Here is an 18,832-nt window from a genome sequence, read left to right on the forward strand (position 1 = left end):
ACATCATCCTACGCAGAGACTAAGGGTACAGACGGTACAACATACGTGGGAATGCAATGGTTTCACGGACATGATCCAATCCACAAATCCATGCTACCGTACGCTCTAGACCTAGACCGAAGCCAGAATGCGGTACGCTTCCGTAGGTACGTAGATCAAGATACCATTTATAAGCTTCTTCAGTCAGGTTATGTTCTTCAAAACGCTGCTTCATTAGCTCTGGATCGTCAATACGTTGTGATCCACCAATAATCTCTCCATATCCTTCAGGTGCAATCATATCCGCACACAATACCACTTCAGGACGTTCAGGATCAGGTTTCATATAGAAAGCTTTGATATCTTTAGGATAGTTGGTAATAAATACAGGCTTGTCATACGCTTCAGCAATCGCTGTCTCATGTGGCGCACCAAAGTCATTACCCCAAGGAATATCAAAATCTTTACCTTTTAAGAATTCAATCGCTTCATCATATGAAATACGTGGGAATGGCACTTGAATATTTTCTAATTTAGAAATATCACGCTCCAACGTTTCCAATTCAGTACGACAATTTTTAAGTACAGATTGTACCACATAAGCTACAAACTGTTCTTGTACACGCAAGCTTTCTTCATGATCTGTAAATGCCATTTCAGGCTCAATCATCCAGAACTCGATCAAGTGACGACGTGTTTTGGATTTCTCTGCACGGAATGTAGGACCAAATGAATACACTTTACCCAATGCCATTGCTGCTGCTTCCATGTACAACTGTCCACTTTGAGTAAGATAAGCATCTTCATCAAAGTATTTGATATGGAACAATTCTGTAGAATCTTCTGCCGCAGATGGAGTTAAGATTGGCGGATCGACTTTGGTAAATCCATTGTCGTTGAAAAATTCTTGTACTGCACGAATAATTTCTGCACGAATCACCATAACAGCACGCTGTCTATTCGAACGCAACCATAGATGACGATGATCCATCAAGAAATCTGTACCATGCTCTTTAGGTGTAATCGGATAGTTTTCAGTCAAATGGATAATTTCAATCCCTGTAACAGTCATTTCATATCCAGACTTACTACGTGGTTCTTCGCGAATGATTCCTGTTACATACAAAGAACTTTCTTGCGTTAAGCTTTTAGCATCATTCCACAATTCTTCAGATACTTCGCTTTTTACAACAACGCCTTGAATATAACCTGTACCATCACGTAATTGTAAAAACTGGATTTTACCGCTAGAGCGCTTATTGTTGATCCATGCGCCAATCGTGACAGTCTGTTCAACATGCTCATTTACTTTTTTTATAACGGTTTTGGTCGACATTTATATACTCTCCCTTTTGTTTATTGAGCCATATCAATGAAATAGGTATATGAAAAAGGTCATTCTCAGCAAGAAATCAAAGCAAAAAACGACTTTGCTTTGATTTCTACTGGGAATCTCTTATGTTAACATGATTTAAATCATTTGAATAACATCCATTTACCTATTTTAAATCATTATACAATAAACATCTGCTTGTTTATAATCTGTAGTTTTTCTTACTTTTGAATCAACTTGTACGTATCGCGTGCAATCACAAGTTCTTCATTGGTAGGAACAACCAATACTTCTACTTTAGAATCCGGTGTAGAAATGCGACGTGGGTCACCAGAACGAATTTTGTTCAATTCTGGATCTAATTTCACACCAAGATACGTTAAGTTTTCGCATACTTTTTCACGAACGATTGCAGAGTTTTCACCGATACCTGCTGTAAAGACGATTACATCTACACCGTCCATAGCAGCTACATAAGAACCGATGTATTTACGCAAACGATATTCAAACATTTCAAAAGCAAGTGTTGAATTTGCATCGCCTTCTGCCATCGCATCTGTAATCTCACGCATATCACTGCTTGAACCTGAAATAGCCATCAGCCCACTATGTTTGTTCAACATAAAGTTAACTTCGCCAATACTCAGTTCTTCTTTGTTCATGACATAAGGTACGATCGCTGGATCCAAATCACCACTACGTGTACCCATGATTAAACCTTCAAGCGGTGTCATGCCCATAGATGTATCTACAGAAATACCATCTTTAACTGCTGTCAAGCTACCACCGTTACCAATATGGCAAGTGATGACTTTAAGTTCTTTTAACGGGCGTTTGAGGTATTCAGCTGCTGCAAGACTTACATAATAGTGAGAAGTGCCGTGGAATCCGTAACGACGCACTTTGTGTTTTTTGTAAAGTACTTTAGGAATAGCATACAAATATGCTTTTTCAGGCATCGTTTGGTGGAATGCTGTATCAAATACAACCACCTGTGGTACGTCAGGCATATTCAATTCAACAGCTTCAATCCCCATAATATGTGCAGGGTTATGAAGAGGTGCTAGATCGAATAAGCGACGAATTTCTTTTTTTACATCTTTGTCTACAAGAACAGACTCTTTAAATGATTCTGCTCCTTGTACTACACGGTGTCCTACAGCGTCAATTTCATCTACAGATTTCATAACACCATGTTTTTCATCTGTTAAGCTTTCTAGTACACGACGGATTGCAATCGTATGATCTAGAATTTCGCTTACTGTATTGTATTCTTCGCCGCCTGTAGGCTCATGCACAAGGATAGAAGAATCCATTCCAATTCGCTCTACACGTCCTTTAGCTAGAACACTTTCGTCTGTCATGTTATACAGTTGGTATTTTAGAGAAGAACTACCTGCATTAATTACGAGTACTTTCATATCCGGTCACCATCCTTGTCATACTTGAAGAATCCTTCGCCTGTTTTCACGCCAAGACTACCTGCACGCACCATTTTTTTCAAAATGATTGCCGGGCGGTACTTCAGCTCTCCATATTCACGGAACATACGCTCAAGTGCTGCATTGACTGAATCTAATCCGAAACGGTCAGCCATTTCAAGCGGACCATATTGGAATTGATAACCAATGCGCATCGAATCATCGATATCTTCAGCAGAAGCTACACCTTCTTCAAGTACATGCAATGCTTCATTGATCAATAAACAGATAATACGGCTTGTTACAAATCCAGGAGATTCATAAACCATTATTCCGCGTTTGTTTACTGTTTGCTCAATAAAGTTCTTCGTCACTTCAAACGTTTGATCCGATGTACGAAGACCACGAATAATCTCCACTAGATCAATTTTGGATACTGGATAAATAAAGTGCATCCCAATCACGCGTTCTGGGTACATTGTAGAACTAGCCAATTCTGTTAAGCTCAGTGTAGATGTATTACTTGCCAGAATAACGTTGCTTGGACATACTTGATCCAATTGAGCAAAGACTTCTTTTTTCGCTTCTGGATCTTCGCTGATGGTCTCAATAACCAATTCACATGAACTTAGATCTGCAAAATGAGTCACTTTAGCGATTTTGGACAAAATCAATTTTTTCTCTGCATGAGTTAATGCCCATTTCTCCATTTGTTTGTCTAGACTCGTCTCAATCATATCCCAAGCATGGTTCAGCTTGTCCTGTGTTTTCTCAACAAGTAAGACCTCGATGCCCTTCTTAGCAAGCATTTCAGAAATACCTTGTCCCATTGTACCGCCGCCGATAACGCCGACTTTTTTAAAATTCATGGTTTCTTTCCACCCTTCCAATATTCATAAAGTGTATAGACTCATTTTACTCCGTCTATATCCTTTGAAGCCTTTAATTAGTTATCTTCTTTTCTATAGCTTACGTTCATACCTAATACATCGATCGATTGCAATTGATCGGATGTACACGTATATTAAAGCTTAAAAAATCAAAACGTAACGTCAGGCTTTGATATGCTCTCCAACATCTAATAATAGCGTAGCGCAGGCAAAAAGTAAAAAAAAAGTACCAGCATTTTAAATTATGCTGGTACATTTGAACTTTTCTTGAACTGTTGTCGAAATTGTTCGCCAGATAACACTTCTTCTTTTAACAAAATGTCTAAAGATGTGTCAAAAATAAGACGGCGACTATCTAGAATTTCCTTGGTACGTCTGGTTAAATCTTCAAGAATTGTATTATTTTCTTTCATTAGTTGTTCTTTAGGAACCATATTCATACTTACAATTCCAAGTCTGGTCAATCCCGATTCCATCATCGTTTGTACAATACTGAGTGCCTGATCAAAATCACCTCTAGAACCTGTACTCCGTCCTTCATAATACATTTCCTCAGCCGCCGCTCCAGCTAGAGCAATCATGATTTGCTCTTCCAAAAATGGCTTCGTATACAAGTATTGTTCTTGCGCAGGATTATGACGTACATAACCCAGTGCTTGTCCACGCGGACTAAGCGCTACTTGTCCTACACTGCCCGGACGAACCACTTCAGCCATAATCGCATGTCCTAGTTCATGAATAGCGACACGGCGCTTTTCTTCGACACTGGATTCACGATCTGTTTTTTCACCCATCATGACTTTATCAATCGCCATAGATAAATGACTTTGCAAAATATGATCTGCATTCTGACGCATCGCATAGATTGCACCTTCATTCATCACGCTTTCTAATTGAGCACCAGAGAATCCATATGCTTCTTCTGCTAATTTATCCAGATCCGTTTCTTCTCCAAGCGGTTTGTTTGCTGCATGAAGCTCTAGAATATGCTTACGACCTTTTTTGTCAGGTAGATCCACTTGAATATGACGATCAAAACGACCCGGGCGTAACAATGCACTATCCAGCATTTCTTTACGGTTGGTTGCTGCAATAATTAGGATACGTGGCGCTTCATTACTGTAGATCCCATCCATCTCGGTTAACAGCTGGTTCAACGTCTGATCATACTCACGTTGTTGTCCACCTTCACGTTTTCCACCAATAACATCTATTTCATCGATAAAAATAATCGCGCTTTGCTTATTTTCTTTGGCGGCACGAGTACGAGCGTCTTTGAATAGATCACGGATACGCCCTGCACCAACACCGACATACATTTCTACAAATTCACTACCTGAAGCACTTACAAATACAGAATCGGTATAATGAGCAGCCGCTTTGGCCATCAATGTTTTACCTGTCCCCGGAGGACCTGTCAGCAAGATACCTTTTAACGGACGAATTCCGAATTTGTTCATTTCATCATGACGAACAAGAAAATCAAGGGCTTCACGCAATTCGCGCTTAGCATTGTCCTGACCACCAATTTGTTCAAACGTTAATTTGAGCGGACCATTTTTTTTACGTTTGCGTTCTTGAGCAGCACCTACAGCTAATCCACCACGCATTTGCAGAACCAAAAATGTTCCACCAGCCAGAGCAGCAATCAATAGTAATGGTAAAATATTATACCCTATAAAAATAAGAAAAATGAGTAATACAGGTACAAATCCAATAACAATCTCTTTTGTTGATTTAGGCATTAGGCGCTTCCTCCTGTGACTTGGGAATGACGTGGCAAGATCAGGAATTTGCTTCCTTTACCATTGCTCAAAGATACGTATACATTACGTTCATCCATTTCTGCTTTCACTTGAATATCTTTATTAGCTTGCATAATATTTTCAACCGTTTGCGGAATTTCAGTGTATTTTTGAGTAGCCATTGCTTGAGAGACAGAGAACATTGCATTTTCCCATACTTTATCTAGTTCTGTATTGGAGTGATCAGTGACTTCAAGTTGAAGTGTACGTTTTCCCCAAATATCTGTTCCTTGCTTATTCAATAGTTGTACCAAACCACCTAAATCTGCGGAAGGTGCAAGATCGAGTTTCAACATGACTTCTTTTGGGTTAATACTAATATGAGAGTTATTGACCCCAGGATAGTTCTGTACAATTTTTGTTAGCGGACTGTAGAGAGTCAGCTGACGATACGTAAACCATCCACCAAAAAGTACAGTGGCAGATACGATTACAGTAATAAAAATAGGCATGATACGGAGTTTCATATACGTCCTCCTTTAATGTAGTCAACACGATGTACATAGCAACATATATTTTATTTCGGCATCTTCTAGCCTATCGGTAACAGTTAATGGATAGGTTTTTTTGTTATGTTCACATTTATTTATCTATATCTAGTATATCATATGTGTTTTTTGATTTCTAATAGCACTACTTTTAGTAATATTCAGCCCTTTCTTTTTTCCCCTTTAAAATAAATAAAACTCCCTATTATTAAAAATACACCCTGTGTCGATATACTTTATATCTTGTCACATTTTGTCCTCATTTAAATTGTTTTCAAAATGTAAACGTTATATATTTCTAAAAATGAATAGTATGGAGGTTAGGCAATGCGCGTATTTTTTCGGTTTCCCCCCGCTCTTTTGTTGATCGCTCTGATTGTGCTTATTTCGGGTTGTACTTCTAGCCCTTCTGTAGCTCCTGTTACAACCGATTCTACTGCCTCTTCTACAACTACAGCAGCAACAACTCCTACAACTACGACTAACACAGCAGGAAAGATCACTATTGGTGTATCTATTCCAGATATGAATGATCGCTTTATCAGTTATGTAGAGGCTGGTATGGAAGACTATGCCAAAACACAACCTGATATCACTGTCACTTATGCAGATGCCAAAAATGATCCCTCTATTCAACTTCAACAAATCAAAGAATTTATTGCTCAGGATGTCAAAGCAATTGCTTTTTTACCGATGGACGCTACTATTTCCAAAACGATTGTAGATTTAGCTAATCAAGCGAATATTCCTATTATTGCGGTAAATCGTACGTTTAAAGAATTAACAACTACCACATCTTACATCGGCTCTGATTCTTTGACTGCCGGTACACTTCAAATGAACGAAGTGGCTAAATTGTTAGGTGGCAAAGGTAATATTGCCATTATGGATGGCGATATGGGTAGTGATGCCCAGATAAACCGTACTCAAGGTAACAAGGACGTTATTGCCAAATATCCGAATATGAAGATCGTTTTTGAAGAAACCGCTAATTATGATCGTGCTAAAGGTATGGCATTGATGGCTAAATGGTTAGCATCCGGTCAAAAAATTGATGCGGTGGTAGCCAATAACGATGAAATGATTATTGGCGCTATTTTGGCGGCACAAGTGGAAGGTCAAGATCAAAATATTATATTTGCCGGTGTCGATGGTACGATGGACGCTCTTAATTTTATGAAAGCCAATAAGTTAAAAGTCTCTGTTTATCAAAATGCGGCTGCTCAAGGATCTCAAGGGCTCAAAACTACGATCGAAGCTGCAAATGGTAAACAAGTCGAAAAAGAAATCATTATTCCTTATGAATTAATTACCGAAGCCAATACAGAAAAGTATATTGCCAAATGGAAATGATTATATATAAAGGAGTGGTCTCTGATGCGTCTATCTATCCTGCATAAGCTTTTAGCTGGATTTCTTGCCATTGCCCTGATTGCTGGCTGTGCAGGAGTCATTTATATTATGTCTCTACAACAAATACAAAAATCAATGAGTACAATTCTAGATCGTTATGTCACACTTAAATCGCAAGCCGATAATTTAAAGTTTTATGCGACCAGTCAAAATGGATATATGCAGACCTATATGTTAAGTCGTGATTCTTATTATGGTTCTCAATTATTAAGTACCAACGATCAGACGACCCAACTTTTAACAGATATGAAAAGTCTAGTCGTCTCTACTGAAGATACTGAAAAAATAGATTACATGCTCAAAATGAATGACTATTACAAAACACATGCTCAAGAATTATTTAACCTTCCTCCTACACAACTGGATCAGTCTTATCTCGATATCATTACAATCGTTATTCCTGTAGGTAGTGTTATTGTTAAATTTGCTCAACAATTTTCAGATCAGCAAGATGCTCTTATGGAAACTGCTAAAAATGAAAATCTGCAAAAAGTATTACATGCTCGTCAACTAGCAATTACGATCAGCGTTATTAACTTTGCTCTAGCTATTATCATCGGTATCATTATTTCTCGTCTGATCTCCAAGCCATTACAGAAATTAAATAAAGCGGCTAAAGCGATATCTACAGGTGATCTTAATATTGAAGATGTAACCGTCAAGCAAAAAGATGAACTAGGCGAGCTAGCGTTTTCTTTTAACAGTATGAAAAATAATCTGCGGCATCTCGTTCATGAAATTAATGATAATGCAGCACAGGTCATTTCTATTTCTAGAGATGTAGCAAGTGGAACGTCTGAAACAGGCAAAGCAGCAGAACATGTAGCTGATATTATGTCAGACCTCTCAAATAGTACCCAAGATCAGGTCAAAATTGTTGAAGGCGGTCTACAAGCTGTATATGATGTGAATAAAGATATTCAGCAGATCGATCAAAGCAGTCAACAAGCAATGAATGTCGCTCAACAAGCACAGACACAAGCTTTACTAGGTGATAAAGAAATATCTCATGTTATGAATCAAATGGATCAAATTCAGCAACGGATGAGTAAGCTGGAAATCATTATTTCGTCGCTTAACAAACGCTCTAGTGAAATCGAAGAAATCAATAATGCTATTTCTTCTATCGCTTCACAAACAGGTCTATTATCACTGAATGCTGCGATTGAAGCGGCTCGGGCTGGAGAACATGGACGTGGATTTGCTGTAGTAACTTCCGAAATTCGCAAACTATCCAATGAAACGAATGATTCTGTTAAACGTGTTAAAGAACTCGTGAATACGATTCAGAATGAGACTAGAGGTGCAACTGAATCGGTTGAAAGTATGGTTAAAGAAGTGAGTCAAGGTATCACGGCTGCCCATTCTGTAGGAAATCTGTTCAATACGATCAAAACTTTGACCGATCATACAACCGCTGAGATTAAAGAAGTCACCGATTCGCTTCATCATTTATCCGGTCATTCGGAGAAAATTGTAAAATCGATGGAAAATATTTCAGGATTAACCGATCATGTCGCTTCAAATACCGAAAGTGTAAGTGCGGCTACAGAAGAGCAGTTAGCTTTCCTTGAAGAAAGCACAGCGCATACGGCTACACTTCATGCGATGGCAGAGAAATTACAAAGCACTGTTTTACAATTCCGCTTATAATCCTATATCTCCATTACAACAAAAAAGCATGATCTGGATGAATTCATACACTGAATTCAAAAGATCATGCTTTTTGAGTTACTCTTCTTGACCTGTTCCTTTTAATATCGCTGGTAGTTCCATCGGTTCGCTTAATTTAGCTCCATCACGGAAATTATAAAAAATATAATAGTAACGTTCATTGAGTTTGGCAAAGACTTGCCATGCATATTTTCCTTTGAATGAACCGGGAACAATACGTACAGCTTCTGCTCCAGGCAGATCATTTTGTAGTAAAGCATTTACTTTTTCGTATGTCACTGTACCTGCTGTTTTCTCAACATGTACGGCATTAGCACCTTCAGCGACTGAGCCATCAATATTGAACTTCACCCAGACCATAAGGTCTTCTTGTGCTATGTTCTTACCTTCAACTACCCAATACGTTGAAGTATCTGTCCAGACAGAATTAAATGTACGTGTCACAGATACGATATCAGCCTTTTCCTGTGCACTGTTGATCGCCAGCTGCTCTTTACTCCATGGCTGCGCCATAACATGAACATAAAATTGATTAACACCTAATACAAGCAATCCTACTACTACAATAATGATTGCGATCCATTTTCCACTTCCCAAATTTCGCAAAACACGCCATCCTTTCCTGTCGACTTCCGGTTAGCGTTTGAGCAAACCTTCAAAAGCACTTTGGGCTTCATGACGAATTTTTTCTTCATCCAGTGTTAATGATATACCATCTTTGATCAATTGCTTACCATCTACCCAGACATGCAATACATCTTTAGCTGATGCAGAATAAATGGTATGTGAGATAAAGTCAGTACGTGGCAAGAAATGCGGTTGATCTACATTTAATGCCGTAATATCGGCTTTCATACCGACAGCAAATGTACCTACGTCATTCAAAAATACAGATTTCGCACCGTATTCTGTACCCATTTTCAATGCTTCTAATGCAGGTACCGCTGTTGGATCTCCGGATACTCCTTTATGAATAAGAGCTGCCAAACGCATCTCTTCAAACATATCCAAGTTGTTATTACTTGCCGGGCCATCTGTTCCTAAAGAAACGACTACACCTGCACGTAATAAATCAGGAACACGAGCAACACCACTTGCTAATTTCAGATTACTACCTGGATTATGCGAAACAGCTACTTTATGTTGCGCAAGCATTTCGATCTCTTCATCATTCAAATGAACAGCATGTGCCAAAAGGGCTGGACGCGTGAAAAATCCTAATTTCTCCAAATGAGCTACAGGACGTAATCCATAATCAGTTACATTTAATTGTACTTCAGCTAACGTCTCAGACATATGTGTATGCAGCGGCAAATCCAAGTCATGTGCTGCTTGTACAAATTGTTCGATGTATGCAGGAGGACATGTATACGGCGCATGTGGAGACATCATTGTTGTAATACGTCCATCAGCTTGACCGTGCCAATCCCGTGCAAAGTCGATAGATTGTTGTAACTTTTGCTTTTGCTCTTCTTCTGAACATAAGCCGATAACACCACGCATCAATACAGCACGCATTCCTGATTGCTCTACGACTTCAGCAACACGCTCTGAACGATCATACATATCCAGGAATGTCGTAGTACCGCCTTTTAACATTTCAAGTACAGATAATGATGTTCCCCAGTATACATCGTCACTGGTAAACTTCGCTTCCATCGGCCACATTTTTTCCTGTAACCATACTTGTAGTGCAAGGTCGTCGCCATATCCACGTAGCAAAGACATTGCCGCATGACCATGACTGTTCACTAGACCCGGGATAAAGAACAAATGATTACCATCGACTACTGTTGTTCCTTCTTCAATCACAGGCTCTTCTTCTCCAAGATAAGTGATCCATCCATCTTCAATCACCATATGTCCGAAAAGCATCGATTTTTCTTCACTCATTACAGCAAACATACCGTTTTTGATAACCCATTTGTTCGAGGTGTTATTCATTAGTTTCATGTTCCTTTCCATCTTCCAGATAATAGGCAAGGCTTAGTAAGTCCGTTGTAAAATCAGCAGTGTGTACACGAATATGCGGTGGAGCTTTCAAAATAATCGGTGCAAAGTTCAAAATGGCTTCGATCCCTGCTTCAATCAATTGATCTGCTACACGCTGTGCTTCAATATTAGGCACAGTAATAATACCAATACGAATACTTTTCGCTTTGACTGTTGCTCCAAGTTCTTCGATCGGTTGTACAACTAATGTATTGATCATCGAACCGACTTTGGGTTCAAGAGAATCAAACACAGCTACGATTTTCATCGTTTCTTTCAAATACATATTATAGTTCGAAAGGGCATGCCCTAGATTACCTGCACCTACAAGTGCGACATTGATCTGTTGATCTAATTTTAAAATATGACGTATTTTCTCAATCAGATAGGATACATCATACCCGATTCCTTTACGTCCAAAATCTCCAAAATAAGCTAAGTCTTTGCGAATTTGTGCTGGATTCAAATCTAATTTTTGTCCCAATTCTTGCGAAGACACTGTGGGAACTTCACGGGTGTGAAGTTCGTTCAGATATCTAAGGTATACAGGTAGTCTTCGCACGACTGCTTCTGATATTTTGTCGGATTTCATGCTTGCTCCCCCTCTTGATTTACAGTTTCCTTTTCAGGTTCGGCCTGGCTAAGCCATTCTGTAATACGGGGTACCATCTGCTCTGTCGGCATATGTTCCATTTTGGGACCGGGTAATGAATATAGAAAATGCTTGCCATAATAGGACTCGATCACACGAGTGTCATAGACAATAACGATTCCCCGATCACTAGATGTCCGTACTAATCTACCAAAACCTTGTTTGAAACGGATAACTGCTTGCGGTACAGATAATTTCATAAATGGATTTTTCTTTTCTTTTTTAAGCCGTTCGCTTTTGGCTTCTAGCAATGGATGATTGGGCGGTTGAAAAGGTAATCGTACAATCGCCAGACATGTTAATGCTTCGCCAGGAATATCGACACCTTCCCAGAAGCTACTTGTTCCAAGCAATACAGAAGCAGAACGCTCCTGGAATCTACGAGTAAGCTTCGTCCGACTCCCTCCATCAACGCCTTGACCAAATACAGCAATATCACTATGTGATAACTTCTCTTTTAATGGTTCATACACCTGCTTGAGCATTCGATATGAGGTAAATAAAACCATCATTCGTCCTTGCGTTGCTTTCGCAGTCTCTGCTAACGAGTTCGCTAATGTATCTACAAAGAATGCATCACCGACACTGCCTTTGACACTTGGGAAGTCACGTGGAATCAACAATAGCGATTGCTCACGATAATTAAAAGGTGAAGATAACTGTTCAGTCATCAATCTGCCTTCTTTTTCCGCTTCGACAAGTCCCAGTTGTTCAATCATATATTGGAATTTCTTTTCTATTGATAATGTTGCGGATGTTAGAATAATACTTTTCTTTTTATCGAAAAAGTACTCTTTCAATTGCTTGCTCACATCCACAGGCACAGCATACATCTGTAAAGACTTGCTACGGTAATTTCCATTGGCTTCATACCAGTAGACTGTATCTGTACTTTCCAGCTTCACAAATTGACGTAGATCGTCTCGAACGACAGTCAAATCTTTGAATAGACCCGATACATCAGTCACCAGACTATCTGTGCCTAACTGTTCATCGCTTTCTTTGATCTGATTCATTACTTGTTCGCCTTTACGAATCAATTGACTCAGTCCGATATGGATCTGATTCTCCAAATCCGTAATTACCGTCCATTCTGTTGGTTGCTTCTCAGGTAACAAACGTAATGTAAATTGTCCAGCTTCTCCCGGAGCAGCATCACTACGCTGAGGTAATAAAGCAAATAATAATTCACTCAATTTGTCCCAGTTTTCTTTGACATCTACAATTTCAGGATATAGATTATCTATCGCTATCGCCCAATCCATACCACGCTCATTACCAGATGAACCTAACTGTTGACGCAAAATAGCCAGCTGACCATTTTTACTGTCTTTGAACAAACGAAGTAACGGATGAACCAATGTGAAATATTTCATATGCATACCCAAGTGCTTACCTGCTACATCTTCTAAATGATGCGCTTCATCAATCACCAATCGATCATAAGCAGGCAATAATTGGTGCCCTGCTTTGACATCGGTAAATAATTTGGAATGGTTCGTAATAACGACATCAGCTGTACCTGCTTCATGCTTCGCACGATGGTAGAAGCATTTGCGGAACCACGGACATGCACGACCAAGACAAGAATCGGTATCACTCGCTACCGTCTCCCAGAAATCGGCTCCACGGTTACCCATGTTCAGCTCTTCATCGTCACCGGTTTCCGTCGAATTTAACCAGACAATCATTTGAGCTGCAATCAATACATCTTCTTTAGGACTTTGAAATTCTTTTGTATTTATTTTATGCTCAAATTTGCGCAGACACAAATAATGCTGGCGTCCTTTAAATACGGCAGCACGAAATGTAAATGGAATCACTTGAGTCAGTAATGGAATATCCCGTTCTCGTAACTGTTCTTGCAAATTAATCGTATGTGTACTTACCATCACACGATCGTTTTCTTTTACACTATGATAGATCGAAGGTAATAAATAACCTAACGATTTGCCCGTTCCTGTTCCTGCTTCGATCAATAGATGTTTATCATCCGTCATCGCTTTGATCACTTCTTCAAACATCCGATTCTGCGGTTCACGTTCTTCATAATGAGGAAGTAAATTACGCAAATTCTGTTTCACTTGCTCCAAAAATTCATCAAAGGACACATCGGCAAGTGGCATATTTCCACGCTCTTCATGAGCAGGTAAAATCTCATTCCAATCGCCTACTTTTAACGCCAATTGACGGAAAAAGCGATGTTCGTCTAAATCTTGAATCGGCTGTGCTTCTTTCTCCATCCGTACTCCATCAAAATACCAACCTAGATCGCTATCCTGATTATCAAATAGTTCAGATAATCGTTGTACCGTAATCAATGGGAGGTCATTCAATTCTTCCAAACATTTCAGAAATACATGAGCTGTCGCTAACGCATCGCTATCTGCTTGGTGAGGACGATCATGGACAAATCCTAAATCTTTACTGACCATACTTAACTGGTAACTTGAAAGATTCGGAAAAAAAATACGCAATAAATCCATAGTATCTAATACTCGACCTGTAAAAGCCAAATATCCGGTCTGATCCAAAGCTCGTTGTAAAAATCCTAAATCAAATCCAACGTTATGCCCAACAAGCACAGCGTCTTCTAGTAGAGGAATCATCTCCAAAATGACATCATCTAACTCTGGAGCGTCGACTACATCTTCATTTTTAATTCCGGTTAAACCTTCTATAAAAGGAGGAATAGGCACTCCTGGCTTCACCATAGAAGAATATACGGTGGAAATACTTAAATCATGATCTATAATGGCAAGCCCAACTTGAATAATATCATCGGTGGACTGAGTACCTGTGGTCTCAAAATCCAGTACGGCAAATTTCATGGATGTCTAAATCCTCTCCTTGCTGTCGTCTCAACCTGATGTCGAAATGTTCACCTATCAGCATACCAGAAGAAGACGGTTTTGAAAATCAAAGGGTGGGTGGTTATTTAAATTTTAGCTTTTCGTGGGGTGGCGCTGCGAGGAGAAAATCGTTCTTGTCGTCGCTTGTTGTAAATGAATCCTTTAAATGACTGCTTCACAGTCAGGATTCATTTACAAAGGCGAGCGCTTCGCTCTTTCAGAATGATTTTCTCCTCTCCGCTGGTGTAGGTGCATAAGCATAATTTTGAATAACTCGTTTAGGAAGAAGCAGGAAATGAGGAACATATATAGAGTTACATAAAATATCATATAGCTTTAAATTGTGTGAATTTTAATTTACCCATATTGAGTAGCATCTGTTATATTAGTAAAGGATTTCAATATAATTATAAATGGAGGGAATTAAAGTAAAATGAGAAAGTTTATGATGATGTTTTTAGTGTTGGTGGTGACATTAATGGGGTCAGCGCCTGCTACGCTTTTTGCAAGTGAGGAAGAAACAAGTAATTTGGTAGCAAGTAATGAGGTTATAAGTACGCCTAACTTCAGTCTTTCTGGAGACTATGATATAACATTAAAGCAAGGAGAACCTTTTATTGAAGAAGGCTGGAATGTATCGGATAGTGTATATAGTAAAGATGAATTAAAAATTGATATTACATATACTTTAAATTCTGTACCAGTAAGTCAGATTGATACTAATATACCTGGAGTATACGTCATTACATATGTTGCAGAGAATCCAGCCGGAAAAAGATCTTATCCTTCAAAACGTACAGTTGATGTTGTTGCTACTGCAAATCAAAATGATATTGATCAATTGAATATCCTTAGTAACTTGGGTATGACTTATCACAACGGTTCTGTTTATCTTGCAAAAGGTAGTTCAGGCATATCAAAAGTTGAATTAAGCTCTGGGACAGTTACTTCTATCGTATATGGTGGTTACTATGCTGATACTATTGTCACTGTTGCTTTCAACCAAGCTGGCGACCTATTTTATACTTTAGAAAATCAAGCAAAGATTAACAAAGTAGATGCCAAATACTTGCAAAGTTCTCCTCTAAATTCAGAAGAGCTTCGTAATTATAGCTCTATTTATTTAGATCTTAGCGACAAAGCGCCTGCTGGTCAGGAACCTATAGAAAATATTTCTAATATCGCATTTGATTCTCAAGATCAACTTTATATTGCTAATCCTGTTTTTTATTTTGATGCTGTTTTGTATAGATGGAATCAAAATAGTCAACAGTTAGAAGCAATCATACAATCAGATGTTGAAAATTTTCAAGTTATGGCTTTAGATAAAAATGATAATTTTTACTTTAACGGAAATGTATCTCGACCTGACTTTGCAAAACATGGCTTCTTCAAAATACCTGCTGATAAATTAAAACAATTACCCGTATCTGATGATGCTTCAGAATTATATCGCGATATCGGTTCATTGTATCCTAATGCCAAAGGAATGGTTTTCCTTCCTGATGGTCGAGGCTATTATAACGATAACGGAAAAATTAAAGCTATTTATCCTCGCTCTAAACCTATAATCACATTAAAAGGAGATTATAATCCTAGTCTTTTTGTTGGTGATACTTATGTAGAAGAAGGTATAACTGTACAGGATGCGACATATTCTGAATTCACAACAAAAATCACTTATACACTTGATAGCAAACCTGTGGATTCTTTAAATACTTCTATTCCAGGTCATTATATTATTCACTATAATGCAACTAACCCTGCAAATGTTGCAGCATTAGAAGTAACCAGACAAGTAATTGTTAAACCTCTTCCTTTAAGTATAGAAGGATTAGATATTCCTCATATAGTTGCTATGACGGCTTGGAAAGATCATTTATATATTACTAATCATGAAAAAGGATTTTATGAGGTTATTAAAACAAGTAATGGTTACAAAAGATCGTTACTTGCTGCAACACCTTTGGCAAATGCTGTGGCTGTAGATCAACACGGAAATTTATTTTTCACGCTGTATGCTACCCATTATATATTTAAATTAGATGCTCAATATTTAAATCGTTCAACACCATTAACCCAAGAAGAGCTTTCAACATTAAGCCAACCTTATTATCATTTTACAGATGAAGATAGATTGTATATAAATGGTTTAGCTTTTGATCATCAAAATCAGCTTTATATGTCTGTAACTAAAAATAAAATCAGTCAAATTTTTAAAATGGATGGGACTACTGCTGACACTCCAAAATTAGTGATTGATTTTCCTAATCAAACAAATGATATTGATGTGAGTCCTGCTGGAAATTTATACATTAACGCAAATAATGGGTATCTATTTCAAGCCAAATCTTCATCATTAACTACCTTGCCGTTAAACATTAATGATTTAAAGGAAATTAAAAAAAATAATGATAATAGTATTGTTTTCTTACCTGATGGTACTGCTTATGGAAGTAGTTTTGATCGTAGTTTCAATGGGAGACCAGCTATTCAAAAACTAGACTTTACAGATCCTAAACAAACTGTAGATGTTACTGGTATTACACTAAGTACTTCTACACTTACAATCAATAAGAAAGATCAACCTGTAACTCTTCAAGCAACCGTTGCTCCTGTTAACGCAACTCAAGCAGATATCACTTGGATGAGTAGCAATGAGAAAGTAGCACTGGTGAAAAATGGAATGGTTACACCTATCGCTAAAGGAACTGCAATCATTACAGCAACTACTGTAGATGGCAATTTTAAAGCAACTGCAACAGTGAACGTCAAAGAATCCGATGATAAAAATACCAATTCATCGAATACAAATGGTAATTCTAATGTAGCAACCAATACTAGTAAATCAACTGTACTATCTGCTAATAATATAAGTAGCACAACACAAATATCTTCAGCAAATGGACAGCCGCAATCCAGTATTTTATTTTCTACAGACAAATTACAAACAGAAATTAATAAATTACAGGCAAATAATCAAAAAACAGCAACTATTACTATTCCAAACACTGCTAATTCATTGAAAATGACGATGCCGCAAACAGCTTTAAACAGTCTAAATCAAGCTAATATGAACTTGGATTTTAATACAGAACATGTTCAATTGGCTATTCCAACTGCATCATTACAATCGTTAAAAAACGATTTGCAATTTCAAGTCACTCCTTTAACCTCTTCTACCGATCAAAATGCTGTGAAGTTACGTGCACAACAACAATCACTTGTTAAAAATGTATCCAAAGATGGAAATATCACAGTCGTTGGTACACCGATGAATATTGAAACGAATTTGCAGAATCAGTCAGTAGATCTGGTTATGCCTGTAGATGCTAAGGCTATTCCTCAAAATGCGATTGCTAAAACAGAATGGTTACAACAACTTCGCATTTTTGTAGAACATAGCAATGGAGAGCATGAGTTAATTCAACCGACTGTAGTTAATGAAGCTAACGGTCAGACAGGTTTGAAATTTACAGTGACTGCGTTTAGCACATTTACGATTTTGGATATACCATCTCCAAAATTGGAAGCAACGACTCCAGTTCCAGCTAATCTATCAACAGTTAGCCAGAATGTGTATCAAGCGTATATTCAAGGATATAGTGATCAAACATTCCGTCCGAACCAACAAGTGACTCGCGCTGAAATGGCTTCTATGCTATCTCGATTAAGTACACATTCCACATCTGAGCAATCTACAACTTCTTACTTAGATGTTCCGAGTTCGCTATGGGCTCACCAAGCAATTCAAGATGTACAAACCAATGGCTTGATGAGTGGACTACCTGATGGTACATTTAAGCCCAATCAAGCCATTACACGTGCTGAGATGGCAACGATCATCAGCCGCTGGCAAAAACTAAGTGGCACAGGAACATCAAATGCTACAGATATTCAAAACAACTGGGCTATTGCTGATATTAAACGAGTGAATCAAGCTGGATTTATGCAAGGTCTAACGCCAACAGCGTTTAAACCTAATCAACCACTAACTCGTGCTGAAGCCGTAACCACTCTTAACCGTGTACTCAAATTAGATAAAACTCAAACCTCAACAACCACATGGACTGACGTCCCATCCACCCACTGGGCAAAAGCAGATATTATAGCCGCTTCATCTAACTACACCATCACTGATTAACATATATCCTCTATCCATACAAAAAGAAGAAGCATCCTAAAAAGGATACTTCTTCTTTTTGCATTATCTACCAACCTCATTTCTATCATTTCAAAACAAAAAAGAACCTAGTCCCTTACCCACCAGATCCTCCCACTAACACAATCCTTCAATCCTTCAATCCTTCAATCCTTCAATCCTTCAATCCTT

The 18,832-nt window shown here is 38.3% G+C and carries 12 protein-coding genes; 3 read left to right on the forward strand and 9 right to left on the reverse strand.

From position 1 onward, the window contains the following. Positions 1–19 precede the first annotated feature (19 nt). The 5 genes from asnS to PaeCFBP13512_RS00320 all read right to left on the reverse strand — a co-directional run bounded on the left by asnS (position 20) and on the right by PaeCFBP13512_RS00320 (position 5,895). A complete protein-coding gene (asnS, locus tag PaeCFBP13512_RS00300; RefSeq protein ID WP_137220616.1) occupies positions 20–1,315 on the reverse strand; it encodes an asparagine--tRNA ligase in 1,296 nt (431 codons plus the stop codon). Positions 1,316–1,533: 218 nt separating this feature from the next. Next, positions 1,534–2,733 carry an acetate kinase gene (locus tag PaeCFBP13512_RS00305; protein WP_069327956.1) on the reverse strand — a complete coding sequence of 400 codons (1,200 nt, stop codon included), beginning with the start codon at positions 2,731–2,733 and terminating at the stop codon, positions 1,534–1,536. Next, complete coding sequence (locus PaeCFBP13512_RS00310; RefSeq protein WP_069327955.1) at positions 2,730–3,602, reverse strand: 3-hydroxyacyl-CoA dehydrogenase family protein; 873 nt, start codon at positions 3,600–3,602, stop codon at positions 2,730–2,732. Before PaeCFBP13512_RS00310 ends, PaeCFBP13512_RS00305 begins: the two co-directional genes overlap by 4 nt. A gap of 263 nt (positions 3,603–3,865) precedes the next feature. Beyond that, positions 3,866–5,368: an AAA family ATPase gene (locus tag PaeCFBP13512_RS00315; RefSeq protein ID WP_069327954.1), complete on the reverse strand. Its 1,503-nt coding sequence runs from the start codon at positions 5,366–5,368 to the stop codon at positions 3,866–3,868. Continuing rightward, positions 5,368–5,895 carry a hypothetical protein gene (locus PaeCFBP13512_RS00320; RefSeq protein ID WP_069327953.1) on the reverse strand — a complete coding sequence of 176 codons (528 nt, stop codon included), beginning with the start codon at positions 5,893–5,895 and terminating at the stop codon, positions 5,368–5,370. Before PaeCFBP13512_RS00320 ends, PaeCFBP13512_RS00315 begins: the two co-directional genes overlap by 1 nt. A 348-nt stretch (positions 5,896–6,243) precedes the next feature. Here PaeCFBP13512_RS00320 and PaeCFBP13512_RS00325 point away from each other — a divergent pair, with 348 nt between their 5' ends. Further along, on the forward strand, positions 6,244–7,269 hold the full coding sequence (locus PaeCFBP13512_RS00325; protein WP_069327952.1) for a sugar ABC transporter substrate-binding protein: 1,026 nt from the start codon (positions 6,244–6,246) through the stop codon (positions 7,267–7,269). A 24-nt stretch (positions 7,270–7,293) separates the two neighbouring features. Continuing rightward, positions 7,294–8,982: a methyl-accepting chemotaxis protein gene (locus PaeCFBP13512_RS00330; RefSeq protein WP_137220617.1), complete on the forward strand. Its 1,689-nt coding sequence runs from the start codon at positions 7,294–7,296 to the stop codon at positions 8,980–8,982. Between the two features lie 78 nt (positions 8,983–9,060). Here the strand turns inward: PaeCFBP13512_RS00330 and PaeCFBP13512_RS00335 are convergent, their stop codons facing one another. Genes PaeCFBP13512_RS00335 through dinG form a run of 4 tightly spaced genes read right to left on the reverse strand, consistent with a single transcriptional unit; the run spans position 9,061 to position 14,478 of the window. Next, complete coding sequence (locus PaeCFBP13512_RS00335) at positions 9,061–9,609, reverse strand: cell wall elongation regulator TseB-like domain-containing protein (protein ID WP_137220618.1); 549 nt, start codon at positions 9,607–9,609, stop codon at positions 9,061–9,063. Between the two features lie 30 nt (positions 9,610–9,639). Further along, positions 9,640–10,947, reverse strand: a complete 1,308-nt coding sequence (locus PaeCFBP13512_RS00340) for an amidohydrolase (protein WP_069327949.1) — start codon at positions 10,945–10,947, stop codon at positions 9,640–9,642. Then, positions 10,940–11,587 (reverse strand): redox-sensing transcriptional repressor Rex, encoded by a 648-nt coding sequence (locus tag PaeCFBP13512_RS00345; protein ID WP_069327948.1) that lies wholly within the window; start codon positions 11,585–11,587, stop codon positions 10,940–10,942. The genes PaeCFBP13512_RS00340 and PaeCFBP13512_RS00345 overlap by 8 nt, the downstream gene beginning before the upstream one ends. Beyond that, the gene (dinG, locus tag PaeCFBP13512_RS00350; protein ID WP_137220619.1) at positions 11,584–14,478 is read right to left on the reverse strand and encodes an ATP-dependent DNA helicase DinG; all 2,895 of its coding nucleotides are present in this window, start codon (positions 14,476–14,478) and stop codon (positions 11,584–11,586) included. Before dinG ends, PaeCFBP13512_RS00345 begins: the two co-directional genes overlap by 4 nt. 454 nt (positions 14,479–14,932) lie before the next feature. Here dinG and PaeCFBP13512_RS00355 point away from each other — a divergent pair, with 454 nt between their 5' ends. Next, a complete protein-coding gene (locus PaeCFBP13512_RS00355) occupies positions 14,933–18,643 on the forward strand; it encodes an S-layer homology domain-containing protein (protein ID WP_137220620.1) in 3,711 nt (1,236 codons plus the stop codon). Positions 18,644–18,832: the final 189 nt, after the last annotated feature.

Source organism: Paenibacillus sp. CFBP13512 (genome assembly GCF_005233705.1).
Lineage (GTDB): Bacteria > Bacillota > Bacilli > Paenibacillales > Paenibacillaceae > Saccharibacillus > Saccharibacillus nuruki.